A 24264-nucleotide genomic window follows, 5' to 3' on the forward strand; every position below is an offset into this window, starting at 1 on the left:
GTCAGCGGCCGGGCGCCGGGCGTCGGCGTCAGCCCTGCTTGCGCAGGAGCGCGAGGAACATCGCGTCGGTGCCGTGCCGGTGCGGCCACAGCTGGGCGGTCCCGGCCACGGGCCCGTCGGCATCCTCCACGCCGGGCAGCAGGCCGCGGACGTCCTCCACGCTCACGTCCGCGACGCCACGGACGACCGAGGAGATCACCTCACCGGTCTCGATCCGGACCGGCGAGCAGGTCGCGTAGAGCACCACGCCGCCGGGCCGCACCAGGTCGAGCGCGGAGCGCAGCAGACGGCGCTGCAGCATCACCAGGCCCACCAGGTCGTCGGCCGAGCGACGCCAGCGCGCCTCGGGACGCCGGCGCAGGGCACCCAGTCCCGAGCAGGGCGCGTCGAGCAGGATCCGGTCGAAGCCGGCCGGGCGCAACGGCGCCGCGGTGCCGTCGGCGTTGAGCACGACCGGCGGGTGCGCGGACGCCGTCCCGGAGGCGGCGAGGCCGCTCAGCGCCCGCTCCACCAGGCGCGCCCGGTGCAGGTGCTGCTCGACGGCTACCAGGCGCGCTCCGCGCTGGGCGGCCAGAGCGGCCAGCAGGGCGGCCTTGCCGCCGGGACCGGCACAGAGGTCCAGCCAGAGTCGGTCCGGACCCTCCAGCGGCGCGGAGGCAAGCGCGTGGGCCACCAGCTGCGAGCCCTCGTCCTGGACCCCGGCCCGCCGCTCGGCGACGGCCGGCACGTCGGAGGGGTCACCCGGCTCGGCGACCACGCCGTACGGCGAGTAGCGGGTCGGCGTGCCCGGGAGCTCGTCCCGGGTGGCCAGGCCGGGTCGGGCGACCAGGGTCACCCGGGGCGGGACGTTGTTGGCCGCGAGCACCGCGTCCAGGTCGTCCTCGGGCGCCGCGGCGCGCAGCTGGTCGACCACCCAGACCGGGTGGCTGTGCGCGATGGCGGCTCGCTCGTCGTCCGGGAGGGTGTCGGGGGTCAGCTGTGCGATCCAGGCCTCGAGGTCCTGGCGGGCCACCGAGCGCAGCACCGCGTTGGCGAAGCCGGCGGCGCCGGGGCCGGTGGTGCTGCGCACCAGATCCACGCTCGTGCTGATCGCGGCGTGGGCCGGGACCCGCATCGAGAGCAGCTGGTGGCACCCCAGCCGGAGCACGTCGAGGACGCCGGCCTCCACCTTGCGCAGACCGCGGTCGATGCAGGTCGCCAGGATCGCGTCGTAGGTCCCGCGCCGCCGGATCGTGCCGGAGACGAGCTCGGTGGTGAACGCGGCGTCGCGACCGGTCAGCCGGTACTGGGCGAGGATCCCGGGCAGCACCAGGTTGGCGTAGGCGTCCTCGGCGCGGACCGCCGTGAGGACCGCGAGGGCGGCGGCGCGCGGTCGGTCGACGCGGCGGGAGGCCGCGCCGGCTGCTCGCGAGCCGGGCCGCGCCCGGTTCACCGGAAGGTCGCTCCGTCAGCCAGCCGGGCTCCGCGTGCCCAGTCCGCCGCGCCCATCTCCTTCTTGCCGAAGGCCTTGACCCGGTCGAGTCGGACCGGTCCCGACCCGGTCCCCACCAGCACCTCGTTCTTGCCCACCACCAGCACGCCGGGCGCCGGGCTGTCGGCCGACGCGGCGACCGGCGTCACCGGCCCGAGCTTGACCCGCTCGCCCTCGAACTCGGTCCACGCCCCGGGGAACGGGGCGCACGCCCGCACCCGGCGGTCGATCGCCTGGGCGGGTTCGGTCCACTCGACCCGGGCGTCGTCGACGCTGATCTTGGGGGCCAGACTGACGCCGTCGGCGGGTTGCTCCCGGGCCTCCAGCGATCCGTCCTCGATCCCGTCGAGCGTGGCGACCAGGAGCCCCGCGCCGCCCTCGGCGAGGCGATCCAGCAGGTCACCGGAGGTGTCGGTGGCGCGGATCGCCTCGGTCATCACCCCGAAGGTCGGGCCGGCGTCCAACGCCTTGACGATGCGGAACGTGGTCGCACCGGTGACCTCGTCGCCCGCCCAGATCGAGTGCTGGACCGGCGCCGCCCCGCGCCAGGCGGGCAGCAGCGAGAAGTGCAGGTTGACCCACCCGTGCGCAGGGATGTCCAGCGCCGACTGCGGGATCAGGGCTCCGTAGGCCACCACCGGGCAGCAGTCGGGCCGCAGCTCGCGCAGCCGCTCCTGGAACTCGGGCTCCTTGGGGTGCGTCGGCTTGAGCACCGGGACCCCGAGCTCCTCGGCCCGCAGCCCGACCGGGCTCGGGGTGAGCCGGCGGCCGCGACCTGCGGGTGCGTCGGGTCGGGTGACCACGCCGACCAGCTCGTGGTCGGAGGCGGCGATCGCGTCCAGGGCGGGCACGGCGACCTCGGGGGTGCCGGCGAAGACCACCCGCATCAGCGGCCGAACCCGTGGGTGCGGTGCGGAGACACCTTGATCGTGGGACGTTCCAGCCCGAACCACTCGGACTCGCGGATCTCCTTCATGGCTGCCTTCCGTGCGGCGTCGTCGAGACGGTCGATGAACAGGATCCCGTCCAGGTGGTCGGTCTCGTGCTGGATCGCCCGGGCCAGCAGGTCGGATCCGGAGATCTGCACCGGGTCACCGTGCATGTTGAAGCCGGAGGCGACCAGGGAGAGGGCCCGGCGGCAGTCGAAGGTGAGGTCCGGCAGCGAGAGGCATCCCTCGGGGCCGTCCTGGATCTCCTCCGACAGCGCCAGCGTGGGGTTGATCAGGTGGCCCACCTCGCCGTCGACGTTCCAGGTGAAGACGCGCAGGCCCACCCCGATCTGCGGGGCGGCCAGCCCGGCGCCGGGCGCCTCGAGCATGGTGTCGGTCAGGTCGGTCACCAGCTGGCGCAGCTCTGCGTCGTAGTCGACGACCTCGATCGCCGGCTTGCGCAGGATCGGATCACCGAAGAGACGGATGGGTCGGATGGCCACAGCCAGATCCTAGTGACCGGCGACCACGCGACCGGGCGCCCGGGTCAGAGGTAGCGCCCGCAGTGCGGCCAGGGCGAGCGGCCGCGCTGGGCGTACAGCTTCTTCGCCCGGTAGGTCTGCTCCGCCGACGACGCGAGGTGCGGCATGCCGGAGCCGCCGACGCTGCGCCAGGTGGCGACGTTGAACTGGTAGAGGCCGTAGTAGCCGGCCGGGTTGACCGCACGCGGGTTGCCGCCGGACTCGCAGCGGGCCAGGGCTGCCCAGTTCAGGTGGGCGGTGCCGGGAACGCTGCGCACGCTGCGACCCACCGCGACGACGCGCGGACGAGGCTTGCGGACCACCGAGCGGTGCACGTCGCGACGCACCCGCTCCCCGTTCTGCCACTCCAGGTGGACCCGGATCCGGCGCACACCGGCCCGACCGGGGCGCAGCACCTTGCGGACGCCCGGCTGCAGCGTGCTCACCTTGCGGATCCGGACCGGACGCTCGATGGTGCGGCGGTGGGTGCGGACCGCGGTCCGCACCCGGACGACCCGGACCAGGTCGCGGTCGCGCAGCACCCGACGGTCGTGCTCGCGGACCTTGCGGCCGTTGCGGACCAGGAGGACCTTGTCGTTGCGGTCGACCCGGATGCCGCGCTTCTCGACCAGCCACAGCGGCCGTCGCGCCTCGGTGGTGATCCGCCGCGTGTCGCGGGTGCCGACCTTGAGCCGGACGGTGGTGGTGGTCGGCGCCGGCGCCGCAGGCACCTCGTCGGTCGAGTCGGTCGAGTCGGTCACTCCCGACCCGTCGGTGACGCCGGACTCCTCCGCTGCCGACGCGGCGCCGGCGGAGGTGATGCCGACGCCGGCCAAGACGGCGCCGACGACGATGGTGGTGGCGCCGCCTCGCACGGCGCGGGTGACGGTACGCATGCTCACGTCGCGTTCTTCCTTCACTCGGTGGGTGCCCGCGGCCGTGGCCAGGGCAGGACGAAGCACGTCGCCACCAGGTGGGAGATGGGCCACACCGGGGCTGGCGCGCGGCCGCGCGATCGGCGCCGGATGCCGCGGGACCACGCACTGGGCGGTCACACACGGCGCGACGCCGTGCCGGGTCATGGTCCTGTGACCGCCACCGACGGGTGCGCAACGCAGCCATCGACGGTAGGCGGCCCTCCACCGCCCACCGAATCCCGGCCCGCTTCCCGGCGGGTGATCTCCGTCGCACTCCGGCCCACGGACGGCGGAGCGGGCCTCAGATCTGGGCCGGATCCACCTGGACACGGACCGGGTCGAGACGCCGTGCCGACCGCAGACGCTGAGCCTCCTGGATGGCCGATCCCAGCGCCTCGCCGTCCCCCCGCGGGACCCGCAGCAGCATCCGGTGGACCTCGGTGTCCTCCGCCCCGGGGCGGGCCGCGTCCGGGGGCAGCGGTCCGAGCACCTCGGCCGAGGACGGCAGTTCGAGCAGTGTGACCAGGTCGTCGACCGCGCCCGGCCGCCCGGTCAGGGTCGCGATCCGGGCGGCCGGTGGCAGCCGGGCCTCCCGCCGCTCGGCCGCCTCCCGTGCCGCGAAGCCCTCCTGGTCCCACCGGACCAGCGCCTGCAGCGCCGGGTGTCCCGGGTCGCCGACCGCGAGTGCGCGACCACCGGGCCGCACCAGCCCGACCGCGTTGCTCCAGCGGCGCACCGCCTCCTCCGCGGTCCGCAGCCGGTCGCCGGCCAACGCGAGCCAGGCGTCCAGCAGGACCACGACCGCGAAGCCGCCGTCGGCCACCGGCTCGGCGCCGGGGGTGGCGACCACGATCCGGGCCGTCGGGTCGACCCGGTCACGGATCCGGTCTCCGGAGGAGGTGAGCACCGGCACCTGGGGGAACATCCGACCGAGCTCGTCGGCGGTGCGGGCATCGCCCAGCACGGGGGCGCGCAACCCGCGCGCCCCACACTCGGGGCAGGACCACTCCGGCGCCGGCGTGGCACACCAGCGGCACCGCGGCGGCTCGCTCGGCCCGGACAGGCTGAGCGGCCCGGTGCACGCCGAGCACCGGGCCGGCTCCCGGCAACGCTCACAGGCCAGGCGGAGCACATAACCCACCCGGGGCGTCTGGACCAGCACCGGGCCCTGCTCCAGCCCCCACCGGACCGCCTCCTGGGCCTCCTTGGGGATCCGCGCGGTGCCGGCGAAGCGGTCGCGTCGCAGCGCGTGCTCGGAGGCGCCGCTCACACCGACCAGCACCCGGGCACGAACCGCCTCCCGGGGCAGCGCGATCTCGTGGGCCCACCCGCTGCTGAGCAGCTGATGGGCCTCCACGCTGCGCCCGAACGAGCCGAGCAGGTAGGCCGCGCCCTCCCCCTCCGAGCGCAGCGCGAGCACCTCCCGGATGTGCGGGTAGGGCGCGCGGGGCTCGGCGTGCAGCTCGTCACCGTCGTCCCAGATCACGACCAGCCCGAGGTCGCGGACCGGCGCGAACGCGGCGGACCTGGTCCCGACCACGATCCGCCGGGCACCGCGGGCGACCGCGAGGAAGTCCCGATAGCGCCGGGCGGGCCCGGGCTCGGCATGCAGCGTCACGTGATGGTCGGGGCCCAGGAGGGCGGTGAGCGCCGCGTCCACCCGGGTCACGTCACGGTGGTCGGGCAGGCACAGGACGCTGCCCCGGCCGGCGGCCAGCGTGTGCGCGGCGGCGGCGGCCAGCAGGGCGGGCCAGTCCTCCCCGGGCGCAGCCGCCCACACCCCGCGCGGCGCTTCGCCCGCGGCGACATGGCGCCAGAAGGCGTCCGCGGCCGGGTACGCCGCCCACGGCTCGAGCACCCCTGGTCCGACCGCAGCGGCGGCTCGGGGGGCGACGGCTCCTTCTCCACACCGGCGTGCCGCGGCGGGATCGCCAGGCGTCGTACGTCGGCGGAGGTGCCGGCGTAGCGGGCAGCGACCCGGTCGCACAGGTCGCGCACGCTCTCGGTGAGCACCGGCTCGGCGCTGACCAGGCGACGCACCGGGGCCAGGGCACCGTCGTGGCGGGTCGAGTCGCCGCGCCGCACCACGAACCCGTCGACGTCCTGGCCGGCGAACCGGACCTTCACCCGGACGCCGGGCGCCACCCCGTCGGACATCGCCGCCGGGACCGCGTAGTCGAACTCGCGGTCCAGGTGGGCCGGCGCGAGGTCCAGCAGCACCCCGACGACCGGGTCCCGCTCTACGATCTCCGCCTCGGCCAGGTTGCGCGCACGGGTGCGCGCGGCCTTGGCGCGCCCCTCGGCGGCCCGGTCACGGACCAGCCCGGGGAGCTCCAGGGCAGGCTCGTCGGCGGGGCGCATGGCGGCAGTTCTACCAGCGGCCCCCGATCGAACCCGACCGGGCGGGTCTCAGAGTCCCGCGGCGGCCTTGAGCGCGTCGGCGCGGTCGGTCCGCTCCCAGGTGAACTCCGGCAGCTCGCGGCCGAAGTGACCGTAGGCGGCCGTGGTCGCGTAGATCGGCCGCAACAGGTCCAGGTCGCGCACGATGGCCGCCGGCCGCAGGTCGAACACCTCGAGCACGGCCTGCTGGATCTGCTCGTCCGGGACCACGCCGGTGCCGAAGGTCTCGATGAAGACGCCGACCGGAGCGGCCTTGCCGATGGCGTAGGCGATCTGCACCTCGCAGCGGCGGGCCAGGCCCGCGGCGACGACGTTCTTGGCGACCCAGCGCATCGCGTAGGCGGCGGAGCGGTCGACCTTCGACGGGTCCTTGCCGGAGAAGGCGCCACCGCCGTGGCGGGCCATGCCGCCGTAGGTGTCGACGATGATCTTGCGGCCGGTCAGACCGGCGTCGCCCATCGGGCCACCGACCACGAAGCGACCGGTCGGGTTGACCAGCAGGCGGTAGCCCTCGGACGGCACCGAGTCCTTGAACTGCTCGAGGACCGGCTCGATCACGTGCTTGGTGATGTCCGGCGTCAGCGTCTTGTCGAGGTCGATGTCGTCGGCGTGCTGGGTGGAGAGCACCACGGTGTCGACGCGGACCGGGCGGTTGTCGGCGTCGTACTCGATGGTGACCTGGGTCTTGCCGTCGGGGCGCAGGTAGGGCAGCGTGCCGTCCTTGCGGACCGCGGAGAGGCGCTCGGAGAGGGTCTGCGCGATCTTGATCGGCAGCGGGAACAGCTCCGGGGTGTCGTCGCAGGCGTAGCCGAACATCAGGCCCTGGTCGCCGGCGCCCTGCTTGTCGAGCGCGTCGACGCTGGAGCCCACCCGGGCCTCGTGCCCGTCGTCGACGCCCTGGGCGATGTCGGCGGACTGCCCACCGATCGCGACCTGGACCCCGCAGGTCGAGCCGTCGAAGCCCTTCTCGGAGGAGTCGTAGCCGATCTCCAGGATCTTGGCGCGGACCAGGTCGGCGACCGGCGCGTAGGCGCCCGTGCGGACCTCACCGGCCACCACCACCAGGCCGGTGGTCAGCAGCGTCTCGACGGCGACCCTGAGGTTCTCCCGGTCGGGGTCGTTCGCGATCAGGTAGTCCAGGACGGTGTCGCTGATCTGGTCGGCGATCTTGTCCGGGTGACCCTCGGTCACGGACTCGGAGGTGAACAGGCGTCCAGTCACGGGTTGAGGCTCCTGCGGGGTCGGACACGCGCGGTCACGCGGGTCGGCTGGGGTGTGGTGATGATTCCAACGATACGGGTCGTGCGCCACCGGCCCTCGATGTCTCACGACTCCGCGGGGCGACGGCACGGGTGGCTCAGCTCCTCGGGGTCATCCGGGACGCGACCTGGTCCCAGATGACGTGGGCCAGGGCCGCCTTGGTGCCGTGGGGCACCTCGACGGAGGCGCCGTCGGCGGCGAGGATCACCGCCTCGTTCTCCTCGGCGCCGAAGACCGCGCCACCGCTGACGTCGTTCACGACCAGCAGGTCGCAGCCCTTGCGGGCCAGCTTGGCGCGGGCCAGGTCCAGGACGCTGCCGTGCGCGTCGCCGGTCTCGGCCGCGAAGCCGACCACCACGTCGGCGGCCCGGGTGGCGGCGAGCTCGCGGAGGATGTCGGGGTTCTGCTCCAGCTCGATGGTCGGAGCCGAGCCGTCCTCCGCCTTCTTGATCTTCACGTCCGACTCGGCGACCGGGCGGAAGTCCGCGGGCGCCGCCGCCATCACCACGGCGTCCGCGCCGGTCGTCGCGGACAGCACGGCGTCGCGGAGCTCGCCGGTCGTCTCGACCCGCACCACCTTGACGCCGGCCGGGTCGGGCAGCGTGACGTTGGCGGCGACCAGGGTGACCTCGGCGCCGCGCGCCGCGGCGGCCTGGGCGAGCGCGTAGCCCTGCCGCCCCGAGGAGCGGTTGCCGAGGAAGCGGACCGGGTCCAGCCGCTCCCGGGTGCCGCCCGCGGAGACCACGACGCGACGTCCGGCCAGGTCCGGGCTCGGTGCGCCGTGCGCGAGCACGTCGCTGCAGAGGTGGAAGATCTCCACCGGCTCGGGAAGCCGGCCCTTGCCGGTGTCCACGCCGGTCAGCCGCCCCTCGGCGGGCTCGACCACGACCACCCCGCGCGACCGCAGGGTGGCCACGTTGGCCACCGTGGCCGGGTGCTCCCACATCTCGGTGTGCATCGCCGGGGCGAGCACCACCGGGCAGCGTGCGGTGAGCAGCGTGTTGGTGAGCAGGTCGTCGGCCAGGCCGTGCGCGGCCTTCGCCAGCAGGTCGGCGGTGGCCGGGGCGACGACGACGAGGTCGGCGCCCTGTCCCAGGCGGACGTGCGGCACCTCGTGCACGCCGGTCCACACGTCGGTGGAGACCGGCTTGCCGGAGAGCGCCGCCCAGGTCGGCGCGCCCACGAACTCCAGGGCCGCGGCCGTCGGCACGACGGTGACGTCGTGACCGGACTCGGTGAGCCGCCGGAGCAGCTCGCAGGCCTTGTAGGCGGCGATGCCGCCGGCGACACCGAGGACGACCCGGGGTCGCTCCCCGGGTCGTGTGCGCTCCTCGCCCACCAGGGGGCTCAGATCACTCGGTGGGCTCGGACTCGGCAGCCGCGGCGGCGGCCTGCTCGGCAGCGAGCTCGGCGGGGTCGATGTCCTCGCAGGTCAGCAGGTCGTCGTTGATCTCGCGGAGCGCGATCGACAGCGGCTTCTCCTGGACGTGCGTCTCCACCAGCGGGCCGACGTACTCCAGCAGGCCCTCGCCGAGCTGGGAGTAGTAGGCGTTGATCTGCCGGGCACGCTGAGCGCTGTAGAGGACGAGCTTGTACTTGCTGTCCGTCTTGGAAAGGAGGTCGTCGATCGGGGGTTGGTGACACCCTCCGCGGCGATGTTGGGGGCAGACACGCGCAATAGCCTCACAGGTCGGTGGTCGGGGAACTCATCAAGGCTACCAACTCCCGGGCGGCAGCGAGAACTTCGTGGTTGACGATGGTGCGATCGAACTCGGCCTCCGCCGCCAGCTCCTGCCGGGCGGTGGCCAGCCGGCGCTCCCGCTCGGCCTCCCCTCGGTGCCCCGGCCGACCAGCCGGCGCACCAGCTCGTCCCAGGACGGAGGCGCCAGGAAGACGAAGAGCGCCTCCGGCATGGTCTCGCGCACCTGGCGGGCACCCTGGAGATCGATCTCCAGCATCGCCGGACGGCCGGAGGCGAGAGCGGCCTCGACGGGTCGGCGCGGCGTGCCGTAGCGGTGTCGCCCGTGCACCACGGCCCACTCCAGCAGTTCCCCGTCGGCGACCATCCGGTCGAACTCGGCGTCGTCGACGAACAGGTAGTGCACGCCGTCGACCTCGCCGGGCCGGGGGGCCCGGGTCGTCGCGGAGACCGAGATCCAGACCTCGGGGTGCTGCTCGCGGACCGCGGCCGCGACCGTGCCCTTGCCGACCGCGGTCGGACCGGCCATCACGACCAGGCGCCGCGGGGCCGGGTCAGTCACCAGCGAACTCGTGCTCCAGCGCGGCGATCTGCTTCACACCGAGGCCGCGCACCCGCCGGGACTCGGCGATCGCGAGACGCTCCATCAGCTGGCGCGCCTTGACCTTCCCGAGGCCGGGCACCGACTGCAGCAGGTCCAGGACCTTCATCTTCCCGATGACCTCGTTGGTCTGCCCCTGGGCCAGCACCTCGGAGATGGTGGCGCCGGAGTTCTTCAGGCGGTTCTTCACCTCGGCGCGCTCGCGACGGGCCGCCGCGGCCTTCTCGAGGGCGGCCTGACGCTGTTCGGGAGTCAGAGGAGGCAGGGCCACGGGCGGAGTTCCTTCGGTCGTGGATGGCGCGGTCGGTCCGCTCCGCGGTCACAGTAACCAGACCTTCCGGCACCCGGCAACGCGGGACACCCGTGGGACCGCGGAACCCGCGCGGCGAGGGCTCTCCCGGCACCGTGCCGGTCAGGACGTCACCGCTCGCGCACGCCGGATCCACGCGGGATCAGAGGTTCAGCGGCGTGCCGCAGACATCGAGGGCCTGCTGCTGGACGGACTTCATCGACTCGCTGGTCGCCGGCTCGCCGAGGGCTGCCGCCGCCGCATCGATCTCCTGGCGCTCGGCGCGGGTCACCGTCTCGGGCGGGTCGTCCCGGTCGTACGTCGCCGGATCGGCGCCGGCGTCGTCGAGGACGCGCTCCAGGTGCTCGACCCCGCTGATCACCCGCTCCCAGTCGTCGGCGAGGTCCTCGGGAGCCTGGTCGGCCAGTCGCTCGAAGCTCGGCAGCGCGCGGATCAGGCCGGTCGCCGCCCCCTGCTCCAACGCCGCGCCCACCAGCGCGCGCTCCTGCTCGACCACCGCACAGTAGTCGGCGTAGGGGTCCTCGTCCCCGCCGAAGGTCCGCCAGGCCGAGACGCCGAGGACGCCGAGGGCCACCACGGCCAGCACCAGCAGCACCGTACGACGCCGCCCCGGCGTCGTACCCGACGTCGGGGTCGCGGAGCGGTCGGCCATCGTGATCAGCCGGGCAGACCGGACAGGTCCTCGTTGGCCCGTCGCACCGCGTCCCGCATCGCCTGCGGGTCGGGTCCGAGCCGGAGCACCCCGCGCGAGGAGCTGGCCACCACGTGGCGCGCGGAGGCACCGAAGATCCGGCCGATGTCGGCGGTGGTGCCGCCCTGCTCCCCGTAGCCGGGGGCCAGGATCGGACCGTTGACGTCGAAGTCCAGTCCGGAGCCGTCGATGGTGGCACCGACCACCGCGCCGAACGAGCCGAGCGGGGCGGCCCCGTCGTTGAGCCGACGCAGGTGGTCCAGCACGGTCGCAGCGACCGGGCGACCGCCGTACTCGGCGGTGGTGACCGCCTCCTGGAACTCCGGGCCCTCCTTGTTGGAGGTCGCGGCGAGCACGAACAGCCCGGCATCGTGGCGGCGGGCGGTCTCCACGAAGGGCTGCAGCGACCCGAAGCCGAGGTAGGGGCTCACCGTGATCGCGTCGGCCGCCAGCGGGGACGCCGGGTCCAGGTAGGCGTCCGCGTAGGCCTGGGAGGTGGAGCCGATGTCACCGCGCTTCACGTCCAGCAGCACCAGGGCGCCGGCCGCCCGGGCGTCAGCGATCACCCGCTCGAGCACCGCCACGCCACCGCTGCCGAACCGCTCGTAGAACGCGGACTGCGGCTTGATCACGCTGACAAGGGGTGCGACCGCCTCCACCGCACCCCGTGCGAAACGCTCCAGGCCGGCGACGTCGTCGCCGTAGCCCCACTCGCGCAGCAGCGTGGCGTGCGGGTCGACCCCGACGCAGAGCCGGCCGCGGTCGAGGAGGGCGGCGTCGTAGCGGGCTCCGAAGGTCATCGGTCGTTCCTCTCGGCAGGGGTCAGCTCAGGCGGCGCAGCGCGTCGCGACGCAGGTCGGCGATCGTCGGGTAGCCGTCCACGGCCATGGTCAGGTCCGCCTCGGCCTGGAGGCTGCGCAGCAGGTGGGTCGCGCCCGGCACTCCACCCAGAGCGAGCGCGTAGGTGTAGGGACGGCCGACGGCGACCGCCGTGGCGCCCAGTGCCAGTGCCTTGACCACGTCCGCGCCGGTGCGGACACCGGAGTCGAAGACGACCGGGGCGCGGTCGTCGACGGCGGCGACGACCTCCGGCAGCCAGTCCAGGGCCGCTCCCCCGCCGTTGGCCTGGCGGCCGCCGTGGTTGGAGCAGTAGATGCCGTCGGCGCCGGCGTCCAGGGCGCGACGTGCGTCGTCGGGGTGGCAGATGCCCTTGAGCACGATCGGCAGGTCGGTCAGCGACCGCAGCCACGGCAGGTCGTCCCAGGTGACCGGGTGTCCGAACGTGCCGACCCAGGTCATCACCACGGTGCCCGGGTCGGGGTCGGGCCCGGTCATCTCGGCGAACACCGGGTCGGAGGTGTAGTTGGCCAACGCCTTGCCCCGCAGCTGCGGGAAGTTGCCGGAGGCCAGGTCGCGCGGACGCCAGCCGGGGACCCAGGTGTCCAGGGTGACCACGATCGCCTCGTAGCCGGCCTGCTCGGCGCGGCGGACCAGGCTGGCAGCGAGCTCGCGGTTCTTCGGGGTGTAGAGCTGGAACCAGGCCGGCGTCTCGCCGGTGGCGGCGGCCACCTCCTCCAGCGGGTCGCTCATCAACGTGGAGCCGATCAGCGGCACCCCGGTCGCGGCCGCGACCTCGGCGGCATGCACGTCGCCGTGCTGGTCGGGGGTGCACAGCCCGATCACGCCCACCGGCGCCATCAGCAGCGGACTCTCCAGTCGGCGCCCGAAGAGCTCCACGGACAGGTCGCGCTCGGCGCTGGCACGCAGCATCCGCGGCACCAGTGCGTAGCGGGAGAAAGCCTCCACGTTGGCCCGCTGCGTGCTCTCGTCCCCGGCGCCGCCGGCGACATAGGTACGCAGCTCCGGGGGCAGCGCGGCCAGCGCGTTGCGCTCCAGCTCGGCGTGGTCGAACGGATGCGCGGGCAGCACACCGCCGAGGGCGCCGAGGTAGAGCTCGATCTGGTAGTCACCGAACGCCATCGCGCGCTCCTCTCACAATCCCCGGACGATCCGGGCCGGCCAGCCGGCCCCACCGTAGATGAACCCGGTGTAGGCCTGGAGCAGGGTGGCGCCGGCGGCCAGACGGTCCCGGGCGTCCTCGACCGTGCTGATCCCACCGACGCCGACCAGGGTCAGGTCGGGCCCGACCGCGTCGCGCAACAGCCGCAGCACGGCGGTGGCGCGGTCGCGGACGGGGGCGCCGGAGAGGCCGCCCGCGCCGGCCGCGCGCACCGTTGCGGGCGGCGTGCGCAGTCCGTCACGACCGATCGTGGTGTTGGTCGCGATGACACCGTCGAGGCGGAGCTCGGTGGCCATCGCCGCCACGTCGCGCACGTCCTCGTCGGCCAGGTCCGGGGCGATCTTCACCAGCAGCGGCACCCGGCGCCGGACCGCGACACCGTCGGCCACGGAGCGCACGTGGCGCAGCAGCGGCGCCAGTTTCTCCACCGCCTGCAGGTTGCGCAGCCCGGGGGTGTTCGGAGAGCTGACGTTGACCACCAGGTAGTCGGCGAACGGGGCGAGCAGTCGGGTGGAGGTCTCGTAGTCGGCCTCGACCGCGGACTGGTCCTCGTCGGGGACGACCTTGGACTTGCCGATGTTGATGCCGAGCACCGGCCGGGTCCCGTCGGCGGGGCCCCGGTCGGCAGCGCCGGCGGCGGCCAGCCGACGGGCGACCGCGGGGGCGCCGTCGTTGTTGAAGCCCATCCGGTTGACCACGGCCCGGTCCTCGGGCAGCCGGAACAGGCGCGGGGCCGGGTTGCCGGGCTGGGCGCGGCCGGTCACCGTCCCGATCTCCACATGGCCGAAGCCGAGGCCGGCGAGGGAGTCGTACCCGACGGCCTGCTTGTCGAACCCGGCGGCGAGCCCGAACGCGTTGGGGAACGTCAGCCCGAGCGCGCTGACCGGCGTGCCGGGCAGGCTGCGGCGCCGCAGCAGCGGGCCGGCCGCCCTGATCGCCGCGAACGCCAGGTGGTGCGCCCGCTCCGGGTCCACCCGGACCAGGACGTGCCGGAAGAGCGCGTCGTAGGCGCGCTCGCCCGGTCCCGGACCGGCAGCGGTCACCGCGTGCCCTCGAGCGCGCGGGCCCAGTCCTGCAGCGAGCGCACCCCGATCTCACCCTTCTCCATCGCCTCGATGCCCTGCACCGCCGCGCCGAGGCCCTGGACGGTGGTGATGCACGGGATGTTCCCGCGCACCGCCGCGGTCCGGATCTCGTAGCCGTCGAGCCGCGCCGAGCCGCCGCTGGTGGTGCCGTGCGGGGTGTTGATCACCAGGTCGACCTCGCCGTCGAGGATCAGGTCGACGGTGGTCCGCTCGCCGTCCGGGCCGGGGCCCTCGAAGTGCTTGCGCACGACCCGGGCCCGCACGCCGTTGCGCCGCAGCACCTCCGCGGTGCCCGCGGTGGCCAGGATCTCGAAGCCGTGGTCGGCGAGCACCTTGATCGGGAAGATCATGTGCCGCTTGTCGCGGTTGGCCATCGAGACGAAGACCCGGGCGCCACCCTCCTGGGAGGCCAGCGGCAGCGATCCGAAGGCGCCGGCCTGGGCCTTGGCGAAGGCGGCACCGAAGTCACCGTCCAGGCCCATCACCTCGCCGGTCGACTTCATCTCCGGGCCCAGCACCGTGTCGACCTGCTGGCCGTCCGGGGTACGGAACCGGTTGAACGGCATCACGGCCTCCTTGACCGCGATCGGCTGCTCCGGCGGCAGGTGGCCACCGTCGCCGGTGGCGGGCAGCAGGCCGGCCGCACGCAGCTCGGCGATCGACTCCCCCAGCATCACCCGGGCGCACGCCTTGGCCAGCGGGGTGGCGGTGGCCTTCGAGACGAACGGGACCGTGCGGCTGGCCCGCGGGTTGGCCTCGATGACGTAGAGCACGTCCGAGCCGAGCGCGAACTGGATGTTGATCAGGCCGCGCACGCCGACGCCCTCGGCGATCGCCTCGGTGGCCGCGCGGATCCGGCCGATCTCGTGCTCGCCGAGGGTGATCGGCGGGAGCGCACAGGAGGAGTCGCCGGAGTGGATGCCGGCCTCCTCGATGTGCTCCATCACGCCGCCGAGGAAGAGCTCGGTGCCGTCGTAGAGCGCGTCCACGTCGATCTCCACGGCGTCGTCCACGAAGCGGTCGACGAGCACCGGGTGGTCCGGGGTGACCTCGGTGGCGCGGGAGATGTAGTCCGACAGCGAGGCGTCGTCGTACACGATCTCCATGCCGCGGCCGCCGAGCACGTAGGAGGGGCGCACCAGGACCGGGTAGCCGATCCGGGAGGCGATCTCGCGGGCCTCCGCGAACGAGGTGGCCATGCCGTGCTGCGGCGCGACCAGGCCGGCCTCGGCCAGCACCCGGCCGAACGCGCCGCGCTCCTCGGCGAGGTGGATCGCCTCGGGGCTGGTGCCGACGACCTGCACGCCGTTGTCCTTGAGCCCCTGGGCCAGACCGAGCGGGGTCTGCCCGCCCAGCTGGCAGATGACTCCGGCGACCGGGCCGGCCTGCTGCTCGGCGTGCACGATCTCGAGCACGTCCTCCAGGGTGAGCGGCTCGAAGTAGAGCCGGTCGGAGGTGTCGTAGTCGGTGGAGACCGTCTCCGGGTTGCAGTTGACCATGATCGTGTCGTAGCCGGCCTCGGACAGGGTCAGGCAGGCGTGCACGCAGGAGTAGTCGAACTCGATGCCCTGGCCGATCCGGTTCGGGCCCGAGCCCAGGATGATCACGGCCGGCCGCTCGCGCGGCGCCACCTCGGTCTCCTCGTCGTAGGAGGAGTAGTGGTACGGCGTCCGCGCGGCGAACTCGGCCGCGCAGGTGTCGACGGTCTTGTAGACCGGCCGGACGCCGAGCGCGTGCCGCACGCCGCGGACCACGTCGGCGGTCATCCCGCGCATCTTGCCGATCTGGACGTCGGAGAAGCCGTGCCGCTTGGCCTTGCGGAGCAGCGCCGGGGAGAGCTCGGCGGCCGCGATGAGCTCGCCGGCGACCTCGTTGATCAGCATCAGCTGGTCGACGAACCAGGGGTCGATGCCGGTGACGTCGTGGATCTCCTCGGGCGTGGCGCCGGCACGGATGGCGTCCATCACCCGCTTGAGGCGACCGTCGGTGGGGACCCGGATCTCCTCCAGCAGCGCGGCCTTGTCCAGCTCCACGAAGTCCTTGTCCCAGTCGAACGGCGCGGACTTCGACTCCAGCGAGCGCAACGCCTTCTGCAGCGCCTCGGTGAAGTTCCGACCGATCGCCATGGCCTCGCCGACCGACTTCATGTGGGTGGTCAGCACCTTGTCGGCGCCCGGGAACTTCTCGAAGGCGAACCGGGGCACCTTCACCACGACGTAGTCCAGGGTCGGCTCGAAGGAGGCGGGGGTCTCCTCGGTGATGTCGTTCTGGATCTCGTCCAGGGTGTAGCCGATGGCGACCTTGGCCGCGATCTTGGCGATCGGGAAGCCGGTCGCCTTGGAGGCGAGCGCGCTGGAGCGGGAGACCCGCGGGTTCATCTCGATGACGATGATCCGGCCGTCGGCGGGGTTCACCGCGTACTGGATGTTGCAGCCGCCGGTGTCCACGCCGACCGCGCGGATGATGCCGATCGCCAGGTCACGCAGCTTCTGGTACTCGCGGTCGGTCAGGGTCATCGCGGGTGCGACGGTGATCGAGTCGCCGGTGTGCACGCCCATCGGGTCGAGGTTCTCGATCGAGCAGACGATGACGGTGTTGTCGGCCTTGTCCCGCATCACCTCCAGCTCGTACTCCTTCCAGCCGAGGATCGACTCCTCCAGGAGCACCTCGGTGGTCGGGCTGGCGTCCAGGCCGGCGCCGCCGATGCGCCGCAGGTCGTCCTCGTCGTAGGCGAAGCCCGAGCCGCGCCCGCCCATCGTGAACGAGGGGCGGACGACCAGCGGGTAGCCGAGCTGCTCGGCCCCGGCGAGCAGGTCGTCGATGGTGTGGCAGATGACCGACTTGGCCGACTCGCCGCCGAGCTCGGCGACGATCTTCTTGAACTGCTCACGGTTCTCGCCGCGGTCGATCGCCTCGATCGACGCGCCGATCAGCTCCACGCCGTACTTGTCCAGGACGCCCGCGGCGTCCAGCTCGACCGCGCAGTTCAGGGCGGTCTGGCCGCCCAGCGTCGCCAGCAGCGCGTCGGGGCGCTCCTTGGCGATCACCTTCTCCACGAACTCCAGGGTGATCGGCTCGACGTAGGTGGCGTCGGCGAACTCGGGGTCGGTCATGATCGTGGCCGGGTTGGAGTTGACCAGGACCACGCGCAGGCCCTCCTCCTTGAGGACCCGGCACGCCTGGGTGCCGGAGTAGTCGAACTCGCACGCCTGTCCGATGACGATCGGGCCGGAGCCGATCACCAGGACGGACCGGATGTCCTCGCGCTTGGGCATGTCAGGCCTGGCCTTCCTTCTGGGCCGCCATCAGGTCGACGAACCGATCGAAGAGGTACGCCGCGTCGTGGGGGCCGGCGGCGGCCTCGGGGTGGTACTGGACGGAGAACGCCTTGAGCCGGCCACCGGCCTCCCGCAGCTCGAGTCCCTCGACCACGTCGTCGTTGAGGCAGACGTGGCTGACGCTCGCCTCGCCGTACGGCGTGCTGGTGGGACCGTCGAGGGGGGCGTCGACGGCGAAGCCGTGGTTGTGCGCGGTCACCTCGACCTTGCCGGTGGTGCGGTCCATCACCGGCTGGTTGATGCCACGGTGGCCGTACTTGAGCTTGTAGGTGCCGAAGCCGAGCGCCCGGCCGAACAACTGGTTGCCGAAGCAGATGCCGAAGTAGGGGATGCCCTCGGCCAACGCCGCCTGCAGCAGCTCCACCTGACCGGTGGTGGCGGCCGGGTCGCCCGGGCCATTGGAGAAGAAGAGGCCGTCGGGGCCGTCGTCGCCGACGGCCTGCAGGTCGGCCAGCGAGGCGGTGGCGGGCAGCACGTGCACCTCGATGCCCCGCTCGGCCATCCGGTGGGGCGTCATCGTCTTGATGCCGAGGTCGACGGCCGCGACGGTGAAGCGCTTGGTGCCGCGGGCCGGCACCACGTAGGCCTGCTCGGTGGTCACCGCGGCGGCCAGGTCGGCCCCGGCCATCTCGGCGGAGGCGCGCACCCGGCCCAGCAGCGCCTGCGGGTCGGTCTCCGTGCTGGAGATCGCCGCGCGCATCGCACCCCGCTCGCGCAGGTGCCGGGTCAGCGCCCGGGTGTCGATGCCGCTGATCCCGACCACGCCCTGCTCGCGCAGCTCGTCGTCGAGGCTGCGCAGCGAACGCCAGTTGCTGGCGCGTCGGGCGGGATCGCGCACCACGTAGCCGGCGACCCAGATCCGGCGCGACTCCGGATCCTCGTCGTTCATGCCGGTGTTGCCGACGTGCGGCGCGGTCATCACCACGATCTGGCGGTGGTAGGAGGGGTCGGTGAGCGTCTCCTGGTAGCCGGTCATGCCGGTGTTGAAGACGGCCTCGCCGAAGGTCTGGCCCTCCGCGCCGTAGGCGTCGCCGTGGAAGACCCGGCCGTCCTCGAGGACGAGCAGAGCGGGTCGTGGGGTGCTCACTGGAGTGCTCCTTCCAGCACGGTCGGACGGCCGCGCAGCAGGGTGGCGCGGACGGCGCCGGTCAGCGCCCGTCCGTGCCAGGGGTTGTTGCGGGACAGCGACACCGAGTCCTCGCGGTCGATGGTCACCGTGGCGGCCGGGTCCACCAGGGTGAGGTTGGCCGGCTCACCGACGGCCAGCGGCCGTCCGTGCTCGCTCAGGCCGGCGATCCGGGCGGGGTCCGCGCTCATCACCCGGGCGACACCGGCCCAGTCCATCAGCCCGGACCCGACCATCACGGTCGCGACCAGCGGCAGCGCGGTCTCCAGGCCGAGCATGCCGAACGCGGCGTCCACGAAGGCGTGCTCCTTGTCGTGCCGCGCGTGCGGGGCGTGGTCGGTGGCGACGGCGTCGATGGTGCCGTCGGCGAGCGCGGCGCGCAGCGCCTCCACGTCCTCCACCGGTCGCAGCGGTGGGTTCACCTTGTACGTCGGGTCGTAGCCGCCGTTCTCCGAGGCGAGCAGGTCCGTGGTGAGCAGCAGGTGGTGCGGGGTGACCTCGGCGGTCACGTCGATGCCCTGCGCCTTCGCCCAGCGGATCATCTCCACGCTGCCCGCGGTGGAGACGTGCGCGACGTGCACCCGGCTGCCGGTGTGCCGGGCGAGCATCACGTCGCGGGCCACGATGACCTCCTCGGCGACACCGGGCCATCCGGGCAGGCCGAGGCGGCCGGAGAGCTCGCCCTCGTGGCAGCAGGCGGTCGGTCCGGCCAGCGCCGGGTCCTGGCTGTGCTGGCTGATCACGCCGCCGAAGGTCTTCACGTACTCCAGCGCCCGGCGCATCACCCGGGCGTCGTGGACGCACCTGCCGTCGTCGGAGAAGACCCGGACCCGGGCGCGGGAGCGCGCCATCAGGCCGAGCTCGGCCAGCTCGGCGCCGGCCAGCGCCTTGGTCACCGCACCGACCGGCTGCACGTCGACCAGCCCGGCCGCACGACCCAGGTCGAGGACCCGCTCGGCGGCCTCGGCGGTGTCGGTCACCGGGCTGGTGTTGGCCATGGCGAGGACGGCGGTGAAGCCGCCCACGGCTGCGGCGCGGGAGCCCGTCAGCACGGTCTCGGCATCCTCGCGCCCCGGCTCGCGCAGGTGCGTGTGCAGGTCGACCAGACCGGGGAGCAGGACCAGGCCGTCGGCGTCGATCGTGCGGTCGGCGGCGGAGGTCGCGCCCGGCGTCGTACCGACCTCCTGGATCCGGCCCTCGGCGACGAGGACGTCGGCGGTGGCCTCGCCGAGCAGGCTGGCTCCCTTGATCAGCACGGTGCCCGGTGCGGTGCCGGTCGGGTCGGTCATCGGGTCTCCTCCCCGGCGAGCAGGTGGTAGAGCACGGACATGCGGACGGCGACACCGGCCGAGACCTGGTCGAGGACCACCGAGCGGTCCACGGAGTCGGCGGCGTCGGCGGAGATCTCCAGGCCGCGGTTCATCGGGCCGGGGTGCAGGATCGGGGTGTCGGCACCGAGCAGGCCGAGTCGGTCGCGGGTGAGCCCGTAGCCGACGGTGTACTCGCGGGCGGTCGGGAAGTAGCCGCCGCTCATCCGCTCGCGCTGCACCCGCAGCATCATCACCGCATCGGCGTCGGGCAGCACGGGGTCCAGCTCGTAGGAGGTGGCGAAGCCGGCCGACTTGGCCCACTCGCCGGCGCCGGCGGGCATCAGCGTGGGCGGGGCCACCGCGGTCACCGAGGCACCGAGCGCGAGCAGGCACTTGATGTTGGAGCGGAAGACCCGGCTGTGCGTCAGGTCGCCGACGATGGCGACGTGCTTGCCCTCCAGGGACCCGAGCCGCCGGGTGAGGGTGTAGGCGTCCAGCAGAGCCTGGGTCGGGTGCTCGTGCATCCCGTCGCCGGCATTGACCACCGGTACGTCGACCCACTGGCTGATCTGGTGCGCGGCGCCACTGGCACCGTGCCGCACCACGAGGCCGTCCACCCCCATCGCGGTCACGGTCAGCACGGTGTCGCGCAGGCTCTCGCCCTTGCTCGCGCTGCTACCCTTGGCGGACAGGTTGATCACGTCGGCGGAGAGCCACTTGCCCGCGATCTCGAAGCTGGAGCGGGTCCGGGTGGAGTCCTCGAAGAAGAGGTTGATCACGGTGCGCCCGCGCAGCGCCGGGAGCTTCTTCACGGCGCGCCGCTGGACGTCGTGCATCTCGGCCGCGGTGTCGAAGATCTCGGCGATGTCCGCGGCGTCGAGGTCGTCGATGCTGAGCAGGTGGCGGGTCATGCCTTCACCTCCGGGTCGCGGCGTGCCACGCGTGCGGGCGGGTCGGGCTGGTCCCCGATCCGTACCTCGTCGGCGCCGTCGGTCTCGGCGAGCCGGACGCTGACGCGCTCGCTGCGGGCGGTGGGCAGGTTCTTGCCGACGTGGTCGGCGCGGATCGGGAGCTCGCGGTGCCCACGGTCGACCAGGACGGCCAGGCGGACCACGGCGGGGCGCCCGAGGTCGGAGAGCGCGTCCAGCGCCGCGCGGATGGTCCGGCCGGAGTAGAGCACGTCGTCGACCAGCACCACCGTCTTGCCGTCGATGCCGGAGGCGGGCAGCGACGTCTTGTGCGGAGCGCGGGTGGGGTGCGAGCGCAGGTCGTCGCGGTACATCGTGACGTCGAGCGAGCCGGTGTCGACGCCGCGCCCCTCGACCTCGGCGATCTTCTCGGCGAGGCGGTGCGCGAGCGGCACGCCGCGGGTGTGCAGGCCGAGCAGCAGAAGGTCGTCGGCGCCCTTGTTGTGCTCGAGGATCTCGTGCGAGATGCGGGTCAGGGCCCGATGGATGTCACCGGCGTCGAGAACGACGCGACCGGGATCGTGCACCTGCGGCTGGGTAGGCATGGGCCTGCCTGACCTCCTTCTCCGCCTCACGGGACGGCTCGTTAAAGGATGTCCGAAACTGCAGCGAAGCCTACCTGTTCACCGGCACCGTGGTGCAACCGGGCGCGCCCTCAGAGGGCGGCGGCCATCCCGGCGCAGGCGCGGAGCCAGGACCGGGTCGTCTCCGCCGAGAGCTGGTGGTAGGGCACCACGGAGCCGGCGACCAGCACCGGGTCGTAGGGCACCCGGTAGACCCCGCGGGTGCGCTGCTCGTAGACCTGGGTGAGGTCCTGGGCGAGCCGGGGGTCCACCTTGTCGCTCGGGTCGGACAGCACCGTGATCGTCTTGTACTTCAGGTTCGCGTAGCCGGCGTCCTGCAGCGCGTCGAGCATCCACAGCCCGCTGTAGCCGGTGTCCTCGCGCACGGTGCTGGTCACCACCAGCAGGTCGGCGGCCTCGGCCGCCGCGAGCCAGTTCTCGGCGCGCATGTTGTTGCCGGTGTCGACCAGGATCACCCGGTAGAAGCGCTCCAGCAGCTGATGCACCTCGGCGAAGTCCTTGGCGTGGATCACCCCGGTGACGTCCGGGCGCTCGTCGGAGGCGAGGACGTCGAAATGGGCGTCGCCCTGGGAGCGGACGAACGCACCCAGGTCGCCGATCCGGGACTGGTAGACGTCCTTGAAGCGGCCGAGGTCCTCGAGGAGCTCGCGGGTGGTGTTGCGATGGGCGCTGCGGGAGCCCCGGATGCCGAGGGTGCCGCGGGTCTCGTTGTTGTCCCAGGCCACGACTCCCCCGCCCCGGACGGTGCCGAAGGTGAACCCGGCCGCGAGCACGCTGGTCGTCTTGGCCGCGCCACCCTTGGGGTTGATGAAGGCGATCGTGCGCGGGCCGTCGAAGTCCTTCTGGATGAGCCGCCGGTCCTCGTGGTAGGAGGTCTCCTTGGCGCCCATCTTCGGCCTGATCAGCCCCCCGGACCAGCGGCGCGCGCGACCGCGCCAGCCCCAGGTGGCGGGACCGAGGTCCAGCTCGGCGTCGCGCCGGTCCAGGAAGTCGGTCGCGGTCATGAACCGTCGGGGCTCGGCCGGCGCTTCGTCGTGGCCGGTCGGTGGGACCGCCGGTGGGGTCGTCGGCGGACCCGTCGGTGTCGGGGCGGCATGGGACGGGGGTGCCGCCGGGGGTGCCGCCGGGGGTGCGGAGGGCGGCGCGGCAGGGGGTCCGGACGGAGGGGCGCTCGACGGTGCCGCGCTCACCGGCGGCGCGGCAGGCGGTGCGGCAGGCGGCGCGGCCGGCGGCGCGGCAGGCGGTGCCGCCGGAGGCGGTGCACTCGGCCAGCCGGTGGTCGACCCCCGCGCCGGCGCGATCGGATCGGTGAGCGGGTCCGAGAGCGGGTCGGAGCCCGGCGCGATCGGATCGGTGAGCGGGTCGGTGAGCGGGTCGGCCTCGTCACCGGACCGTGCCGCGGAGAGTTGCCGGCGGGCGAACTCCTCGAGCTCGTCCGGGGTGTACAACCGGTCAGAGGTTTCCTCCGGACCGGTCGGATCGATGGGCGAGTCGCTCATGGGCACCTCCGAGATAGGGCATCCGACGGGCGTCAACCTACCCGAGCAGCGGGAGATGAATCCTCGCCGGTCCGCTCGGCGCTCCCCCTCCCTAGGGTGTGCGTGCCGAGTCGGGCAACGCGGCCAGGGCGGACTCGATCGCCCGGTGGAAGGTCGGGTAGGCGAAGTGCATCGAACGCAGCGTGTCGATCGGGGTCCCGGCGTGAACGGCGGTCGCCAGCAGTCCGATCATCTCGCCGCCCGACGGTCCCACCGTGGTCCCGCCGAGCAGCACGCCGCGGTCCAGGTCGGCGACCACCTTGACCACGCCGGCGTTCGCGGTGCCGTCCGGTCCGGGGCCGTGCAGCCAGCCGCGTGAGGAGTCGGCCAGGTCGGTGACGCCGACGGCGACCCGGCGACCCGCGTCGCGGGCCTGCCGCTCCGTCCACCCCACGGCGCCCACCTCCGGGTCGGTGAAGGTCACCCGGCTGACCGCGCGGTAGTCGGCGGCCGGTCCGTCCTGATCCAGGATGTCGCGGATCGCGACCCCGGCCTGGTACATCGAGAGGTGGGTGAAGGCGCCCTTGCCGGTGATGTCGCCGACCGCCCAGAGCCGCTCGCCGGCGCGCATCCGGTCGTCGACGTCGATGAACCGTGCGGCCGGGTCGAGTCCGACCGTCTCCAGTCCGACGTCGCCCAGGTTGCTGCGACGTCCGGCCGCCACCAGGAGGGCGTCGGCGACGACGCTGTCGCCGCCGGCGTGCACGGTGAACCGTCCGGCGGCGTGCTCGACCCGGTCCACCCCGACGTCCTCCAGCACGGTGATCCCGTCCGCGCGCAGGGCACGACGTACCACGTCGGCGGCCTCCGGCTCCTCCGGTCCGAGGATCCGGGGGCCGGCCTCGATCACGCTGACCGCCACGCCGAAGCGGGCGAAGGCCTGGGCCATCTCCACGCCGATCGCGCCACCGCCGACCACAGCCAGGCGATCCGGGAGCTCGGTGACCCGCACCGCCTCGCGGTTGGTCCAGTACGGCGTCCCCGCCAGTCCCTCGATCGGCGGCGTCGCGGGCTCGGTGCCGGTGTTGAGCACCACGCCCCGGCGGGCGACGAGGGTGCGCGGACCGTCGGCGGTGCGCACCGTCACCTGCCCCGGACCGGTGAGTCGGGCGGTGCCGCGCAGCAGGCTCGCTCCGGCCGCCTCGAGCCGATCCACCGCGGCGCGGTCGTCCCAGTCGGTGGTGGCCTCGTCACGGATGCGTGCGGCGACCGGGGCCCAGGACGGGCTGAGGGACGCGGCGCCGGCGAGACCGTCCACGCGGCGTGCCTCGGCGAGGGTGCCGGCGGCGCGCACCATCATCTTGGACGGGATGCAGCCGTAGTAGGGACACTCGCCGCCCACCAGGCGGCGCTCCACGCCGACCACCTCCAGGCCGGAGCGGGCCAGCTCGGCGGCCAGGTGCTCGCCGCCGGGCCCGAGCCCGATCACGACGACGTCGACGGTGCTGTCCTGGGTCATGCTCCCGACCCTAGGTCGGCCCAGGACGGCAGGGAAG

Annotated in this window: 21 protein-coding genes and 1 pseudogene; all 22 read right to left on the reverse strand. The window is 73.5% G+C overall.

Translation table 11 applies throughout. The annotated features are described in order from the left end of the window. Nucleotides 1–28: 28 nt before the first annotated feature. Nucleotides 29–1432 carry an RsmB/NOP family class I SAM-dependent RNA methyltransferase gene (locus FIV43_RS06050; RefSeq protein WP_141013402.1) on the reverse strand — a complete coding sequence of 468 codons (1404 nt, stop codon included), beginning with the start codon at nucleotides 1430–1432 and terminating at the stop codon, nucleotides 29–31. Then, the gene (gene fmt, locus FIV43_RS06055) at nucleotides 1429–2358 is read right to left on the reverse strand and encodes a methionyl-tRNA formyltransferase (protein ID WP_141013403.1); all 930 of its coding nucleotides are present in this window, start codon (nucleotides 2356–2358) and stop codon (nucleotides 1429–1431) included. The genes FIV43_RS06050 and fmt overlap by 4 nt, the downstream gene beginning before the upstream one ends. After that, nucleotides 2358–2903, reverse strand: coding sequence for a peptide deformylase (gene def / locus FIV43_RS06060; RefSeq protein WP_141013404.1), 546 nt, complete (start codon nucleotides 2901–2903; stop codon nucleotides 2358–2360). The genes fmt and def overlap by 1 nt, the downstream gene beginning before the upstream one ends. Before the next feature lie 44 nt (nucleotides 2904–2947). Further along, nucleotides 2948–3817, reverse strand: a complete 870-nt coding sequence (locus FIV43_RS23110) for a resuscitation-promoting factor (protein WP_269204082.1) — start codon at nucleotides 3815–3817, stop codon at nucleotides 2948–2950. Between the two features lie 322 nt (nucleotides 3818–4139). After that, entirely contained in the window at nucleotides 4140–5618 is a 1479-nt protein-coding gene (locus FIV43_RS06070; protein ID WP_231123766.1) for a primosome assembly protein PriA, read from the reverse strand. Beyond that, nucleotides 5504–6199: a primosomal protein N' family DNA-binding protein gene (locus FIV43_RS22040; protein WP_231123767.1), complete on the reverse strand. Its 696-nt coding sequence runs from the start codon at nucleotides 6197–6199 to the stop codon at nucleotides 5504–5506. The genes FIV43_RS06070 and FIV43_RS22040 overlap by 115 nt, the downstream gene beginning before the upstream one ends. 48 nt (nucleotides 6200–6247) lie before the next feature. Further along, nucleotides 6248–7459 (reverse strand): methionine adenosyltransferase, encoded by a 1212-nt coding sequence (gene metK, locus FIV43_RS06075; RefSeq protein ID WP_141013406.1) that lies wholly within the window; start codon nucleotides 7457–7459, stop codon nucleotides 6248–6250. A gap of 136 nt (nucleotides 7460–7595) precedes the next feature. Next, the gene (gene coaBC / locus FIV43_RS06080) at nucleotides 7596–8837 is read right to left on the reverse strand and encodes a bifunctional phosphopantothenoylcysteine decarboxylase/phosphopantothenate--cysteine ligase CoaBC (protein WP_141013407.1); all 1242 of its coding nucleotides are present in this window, start codon (nucleotides 8835–8837) and stop codon (nucleotides 7596–7598) included. 13 nt (nucleotides 8838–8850) lie between these two features. Beyond that, on the reverse strand, nucleotides 8851–9177 hold the full coding sequence (rpoZ, locus tag FIV43_RS06085; RefSeq protein WP_141013408.1) for a DNA-directed RNA polymerase subunit omega: 327 nt from the start codon (nucleotides 9175–9177) through the stop codon (nucleotides 8851–8853). A 4-nt stretch (nucleotides 9178–9181) separates the two neighbouring features. After that, nucleotides 9182–9726, reverse strand: a pseudogene (gene gmk, locus FIV43_RS06090) (guanylate kinase). 25 nt (nucleotides 9727–9751) lie between these two features. Further along, nucleotides 9752–10069: an integration host factor, actinobacterial type gene (gene mihF, locus FIV43_RS06095; protein WP_141013409.1), complete on the reverse strand. Its 318-nt coding sequence runs from the start codon at nucleotides 10067–10069 to the stop codon at nucleotides 9752–9754. A 181-nt stretch (nucleotides 10070–10250) separates the two neighbouring features. Next, nucleotides 10251–10760 (reverse strand): hypothetical protein, encoded by a 510-nt coding sequence (locus FIV43_RS20875; RefSeq protein WP_181407699.1) that lies wholly within the window; start codon nucleotides 10758–10760, stop codon nucleotides 10251–10253. 5 nt (nucleotides 10761–10765) lie between these two features. Beyond that, nucleotides 10766–11599 (reverse strand): orotidine-5'-phosphate decarboxylase, encoded by an 834-nt coding sequence (gene pyrF, locus FIV43_RS06105; protein ID WP_141013410.1) that lies wholly within the window; start codon nucleotides 11597–11599, stop codon nucleotides 10766–10768. Between the two features lie 22 nt (nucleotides 11600–11621). Beyond that, a complete protein-coding gene (locus FIV43_RS06110) occupies nucleotides 11622–12779 on the reverse strand; it encodes an alpha-hydroxy-acid oxidizing protein (RefSeq protein ID WP_141013411.1) in 1158 nt (385 codons plus the stop codon). 12 nt (nucleotides 12780–12791) lie between these two features. Continuing rightward, nucleotides 12792–13862, reverse strand: coding sequence for a quinone-dependent dihydroorotate dehydrogenase (locus tag FIV43_RS06115; RefSeq protein ID WP_141013412.1), 1071 nt, complete (start codon nucleotides 13860–13862; stop codon nucleotides 12792–12794). Then, nucleotides 13859–17179, reverse strand: coding sequence for a carbamoyl-phosphate synthase large subunit (gene carB, locus FIV43_RS06120; protein ID WP_141013413.1), 3321 nt, complete (start codon nucleotides 17177–17179; stop codon nucleotides 13859–13861). Before carB ends, FIV43_RS06115 begins: the two co-directional genes overlap by 4 nt. A 1-nt stretch (nucleotide 17180) precedes the next feature. Next, entirely contained in the window at nucleotides 17181–18329 is a 1149-nt protein-coding gene (gene carA, locus FIV43_RS06125; RefSeq protein WP_141013414.1) for a glutamine-hydrolyzing carbamoyl-phosphate synthase small subunit, read from the reverse strand. Further along, the gene (locus FIV43_RS06130) at nucleotides 18326–19657 is read right to left on the reverse strand and encodes a dihydroorotase (RefSeq protein ID WP_141013415.1); all 1332 of its coding nucleotides are present in this window, start codon (nucleotides 19655–19657) and stop codon (nucleotides 18326–18328) included. The genes carA and FIV43_RS06130 overlap by 4 nt, the downstream gene beginning before the upstream one ends. Then, the gene (locus FIV43_RS06135) at nucleotides 19654–20589 is read right to left on the reverse strand and encodes an aspartate carbamoyltransferase catalytic subunit (RefSeq protein WP_141013416.1); all 936 of its coding nucleotides are present in this window, start codon (nucleotides 20587–20589) and stop codon (nucleotides 19654–19656) included. The genes FIV43_RS06130 and FIV43_RS06135 overlap by 4 nt, the downstream gene beginning before the upstream one ends. After that, complete coding sequence (pyrR, locus tag FIV43_RS06140) at nucleotides 20586–21191, reverse strand: bifunctional pyr operon transcriptional regulator/uracil phosphoribosyltransferase PyrR (RefSeq protein WP_141013417.1); 606 nt, start codon at nucleotides 21189–21191, stop codon at nucleotides 20586–20588. The genes FIV43_RS06135 and pyrR overlap by 4 nt, the downstream gene beginning before the upstream one ends. A gap of 110 nt (nucleotides 21192–21301) precedes the next feature. Beyond that, on the reverse strand, nucleotides 21302–22234 hold the full coding sequence (locus FIV43_RS06145) for a MinD/ParA family ATP-binding protein (protein WP_231123768.1): 933 nt from the start codon (nucleotides 22232–22234) through the stop codon (nucleotides 21302–21304). Nucleotides 22235–22820: 586 nt separating this feature from the next. Further along, nucleotides 22821–24227: a dihydrolipoyl dehydrogenase family protein gene (locus FIV43_RS06150; RefSeq protein WP_141013419.1), complete on the reverse strand. Its 1407-nt coding sequence runs from the start codon at nucleotides 24225–24227 to the stop codon at nucleotides 22821–22823. Nucleotides 24228–24264 lie beyond the last annotated feature (37 nt).

The sequence above is a fragment of the Nocardioides sambongensis genome (assembly GCF_006494815.1).
GTDB classification, from domain to species: Bacteria; Actinomycetota; Actinomycetes; order Propionibacteriales; family Nocardioidaceae; genus Nocardioides; species Nocardioides sambongensis.